Origin of the sequence: Caballeronia arationis, assembly GCF_001544975.2 — a bacterium.
Lineage (GTDB): Bacteria > Pseudomonadota > Gammaproteobacteria > Burkholderiales > Burkholderiaceae > Caballeronia > Caballeronia arationis.
Window position 1 is genome coordinate 1 of record NZ_FCOG02000282.1, and the last position, 3,995, is coordinate 3,995.

Annotated in this window: 1 protein-coding gene and 2 pseudogenes; 2 read left to right on the forward strand and 1 reads right to left on the reverse strand. The window is 54.3% G+C overall.

Translation table 11 applies throughout. The annotated features are described in order from the left end of the window. Both AWB81_RS47855 and AWB81_RS40940 read left to right on the forward strand, forming a co-directional pair. Positions 1-212, forward strand: a pseudogene (locus AWB81_RS47855) (IS4-like element ISCku4 family transposase); the annotation flags it as partial. A 1,292-nt stretch (positions 213-1,504) separates the two neighbouring features. Then, positions 1,505-2,635, forward strand: coding sequence for an acyltransferase family protein (locus tag AWB81_RS40940; protein WP_062644133.1), 1,131 nt, complete (start codon positions 1,505-1,507; stop codon positions 2,633-2,635). Between the two features lie 138 nt (positions 2,636-2,773). Here the strand turns inward: AWB81_RS40940 and AWB81_RS40945 are convergent. Continuing rightward, positions 2,774-3,880: pseudogene (locus AWB81_RS40945) on the reverse strand (IS5 family transposase); the annotation flags it as partial. Positions 3,881-3,995: the final 115 nt, after the last annotated feature.

Here is a 3,995-nt window from a genome sequence, read left to right on the forward strand (position 1 = left end):
CGGTATTCCCTTCACTCGTCTGGAGTTCCTTTGGATCCTGGCTGCGCACCATCCGTCCCGGCATCCCTCCATCGGAGTTGGTTGTCGCCAGTGCACTACGACAATGCCTGCCCGAATTTCTCGTGAATAGCGCCAAAACCAATTTCTTCGCGAAATTCATCGCCGAAAGGCAGGACCCTGACACCTTCGAGATGTTCCGACTGGCCACATAACCCCAAGACTGTGCCGAACTCGGCACTCTTGAGTGATGTAGCAAGTGACTATAAATGCTGGCGGATTCACGCGCCGGCCACACATACCGGCTGCGACAGCAGCACAGCGTGCCGCTGCTGGCCTAGCTCATCGGCCGTCAAGGTGTGTTTGCCGGCCGCTTACAAACGATACACTGACGAAGCGCAATAACTGAAAAAGAGGAATGCGATTGCTAAGGCAACCAGCGTGTCACTTCGGTGAAGCGATGCGACGTCATTAGCGTCATAAACCCAATAGATTTTTTACCCACTGATAGACCCGCGTTTCCTGAATGACCAAGCGCACAATCGATCGATTTTGCTCACACACGAGAATTGTCGTGTTGACTTTCGATGCTGCCCCGACGATATGCCAGTAGCCGACCACGATCGCTTGTCGAGCCTGTTTCCAAACCGGGACATCGGCGCGTGTGTTGCCACAGTGGTCGAAACCATGCACACCGAATGTCGTAGACAGCGCGCCAGCCTTGCGTACGCCCGACAGTTAAGTGATCCGTCGCTCGCCATCACACCCTTGAAGAAACCGAAGTGTGTGGCGACTTGATCGGCAACATCCAGCTTCTAATCAGTACAGAGATATAATTCTCTGCCAGTTGATTTGTCGCCGCTCAAGTATTCGACGAGGCGGGCTTCGTAGGGTAGCAAAGACACATTGAGCTCGACCCGAGTAGCAATCTGTGCCTTTAGGTGGGCTTTTCCCCGCAACAGCCTGAGAGCACCTAGGAAGACGAAAATATGATTTCTTTTGACTAGGACAAGCAGAGATTCGAACCGTAAGTCCGAGCGCGTGAGTTTCCATCGAGATCAACACAAAGAGGAATCGCCGTAGTCATCATATAGACCGAAGTCCTGACAGTGGAACCATGGCGCATTTGAAGCGCATTCAGCCTCGGCGCAGTGAGCCGAGAGTGTTCGTCGGACATATAGGGAGACGCAGTTTTGCATCGGTGCGGTGTCTGACTTTCGAGCCCACTCGACGAAAACGCAAGGATTACTTATTTGAGAGCATTTCCCCTTTCGAAATTGTTTTTTCGGTGTAGCATTGTGACGTTAGCATCGGTAGGTTACCGAACTACTTTCGATTGCTTCACTTGATGTGGATTTGCCGCAGGGGCCTTGCTACAAGGCCGGTGCTCCCACTCCGGTGCCCGATTCTCTTTAGCTGGCGTGCGCACTGGACGCGGCACTGCACACGCTCACGATCTTGAACCAGACGTTCTTTTTCGATACCTCACCCTAATCAGAAGGGGGAAATGATGTTGGGATTATCTGAAAGATCAACTCAGTCTAAGCTCGGAGGATTGCAGGGCCTTCGTGGGTTCGCGGTAGTCCTTGTTGTTTATTACCACATGTTAACAGCGGTCTATTCGTACCACGGCGGCGCTTTGGGATCCGTCTTATCTTCGACCGGTCAAATTGGTCAAGCGGGCGTTGATATTTTTTTCACCATAAGTGGTTTCATCATGTCCTATACGCGAAAAGACAGTATGACTGGCTTCAGCGGATCAATGACCTTTTTGAAGCATAGGTTCAAGCGGGTAATTCCTCTTTATTGGTTCTGGACTGCGATCGTTATAGCATTATGGTTCTTTAAGTTTGTCCATAGATCAGTAGCATTTCCTGATTCGGGAACGATAATAGGCTCGCTCCTCTTGTGGCCGATGAAAAACGTGATCGAACCTTTTCAGCCCATTTTGTCGCAGGGATGGACGCTCTCGTTTGAAGCATACTTCTACATATTCTTTGCCGTAGCGATTATGGTGCGCGTTCCTACTCGTCTGATGGTGCTGTTTCTTTGCGCGGTGTATGCCACGATTTATCTTGTGGCGCGTGCTGTCTCGCACGAAGAATCGGTCCTGTATTTGACCAGTTCCCCGCTGATCTGCGAATTTATCCTCGGCATGATTGCGGCACAGATCGTGAAAGGGTTATCGCGCTCTCCGGTCAACTCGCACATGGGGTACGCGGCGATCGCCGTCTCTGTAATCGCATTTCTGGTGATGCTTTATCTGACGTCCTACGGCATCGCAATCGACAAATACCGGGTTGTCATTTTTGGGGTGCCGGCTTTCGCGATCGTTCTCGGTGTCGTGATCTACGATTTGGCGCATCCGGTAACGTCACGAGTGCTCTTGTATATCGGCAACGCGTCTTACTCGATTTACCTGTCGCACGGGTTCCTTTCGATGCTTGCAGGTGCCGCGCTCAAGAGGGGCCTCGGGCACAACGTTAGTGCGGATGTACTGTGCATTGTCGGCACTGTCGCTATCGTGGTTGTCTCATCGCTGACGTACCTCACGATCGAAAAACCGATGCTTCGGCTCGTGCACTATCAGGGTCGTCCTGCGGGGCCGGATTCCGTAGCTGCCTCTACTGTGTCATAAAAAAGGGTTGTGGAACCCGAGCGGCCATTTGAAACTCCCCTATGTAGTCGGCCCTGCAAAATTCAGTTTGAGTTTCGAGCTAAGCCGAAGGTGCGGCCTGTCGGCGAACGGTAGTCAGCCCGTCGAAAGTGGTTGTGACTAGCAAGCGCTGGTTTCAGCGTGACACTGGCGATCCAATGCAGCAACGCGAGGATAAAAAATACGGACCTCAGGCCCCAGGCGGACGATGGCGCGCAGCAACCAGCGCAGGTTGTAGTCGGCAGCACACAGTACCGCGTGCAGCGCATCACCGGTTTGCCCTTTGAGCCAGCAACGCTGCATGCCGTGGTCCTGCTTCACATGCCCGATGATCGGTTCTATCGCTTGCCGTCGCTTGAGCCAACGTCGCTGCGTACTGGTCATGGTCTTGTGTTTGCCGCGATGAATAAGTTGTACTGATGACACTTCGGCATCGACCCCACGAAACCCGAGATCGACCAAAACGGTTTTCGGTTGCGGCGTACCGGGCAGATCCTGCAACAGGATGGAGCTCTGTTCGAGTTGCTCCGCCAGCGTGTGGCCGTCATAGGGGTTGCCCGGGAATGCCCGCGCACCAACGATCAGCCCGTGTTTCCCGGTGATCGCGAGGCTTACCTTGACGCCGAACTCGTAGGGTTGCCGCGCCTTGCCTTTACCGATGCACTCAACTTCAGGCGCATGCAGTGCGTACAACTTCTTCTTGTCCTTTGGGCGTTGGCGGCAAATGCGCCATGCACGCTCGAGCCACACGCGCAGTTGTGTCTGCCGTTCGTCCTGGGCACCGGAAAGCTTGCGTTCGATGTCGCGCAGCAACCTTCCCAATACTGTTCGCTGACGTTTGAGTACACGCCGTAGGCGCTTGAACTGCTTTGCATGCGCATAGCCGCCGGCGCGGCGACGCAGCCGTTTGCCTTCTCGTTCGTATGTCTGCTTTAGTGCAAGACCAGCGCGTTGCGCCAACTGCACGAGTCTGGCGCGTGCCACCTCAAGCAGACGGCTGTCGGTCGGATACGCAATTGCCTTCTCCTGCACCGTTGTGTCGACAATCACGCGCTCGAACTCGGCCGGCCTCACTGCTTTCATTTCCACGGCCGCTGCAATTGTCGTCGCGAGCAACTCCTCGACACCAGCTTCGCCCAGCGCCTGCCGAAAGCGCACGAGGTTGGTCGGATCGCACGGCATGTGCGGTTGAAAATACTCCTCGCCGCAGAAAAACTGGAAATACACTGCGTATTTCGCGGAAGCTGGACACGCGTTTCGCTTGGAGCCGGACAGGTGTTTCGCGCGAAGCTGGACAGCCGGAGCGCAGCGACGCAGGGGTTTCTGTTTTTACTCTGACTGC

What these genes read in the sequence shown, in the direction of transcription:
- AWB81_RS40940 (WP_062644133.1), top strand. Translation starts at nt 1,505, where the DNA reads ATGATGTTGGGATTATCTGAAAGATCAACTCAGTCTAAGCTCGGAGGA.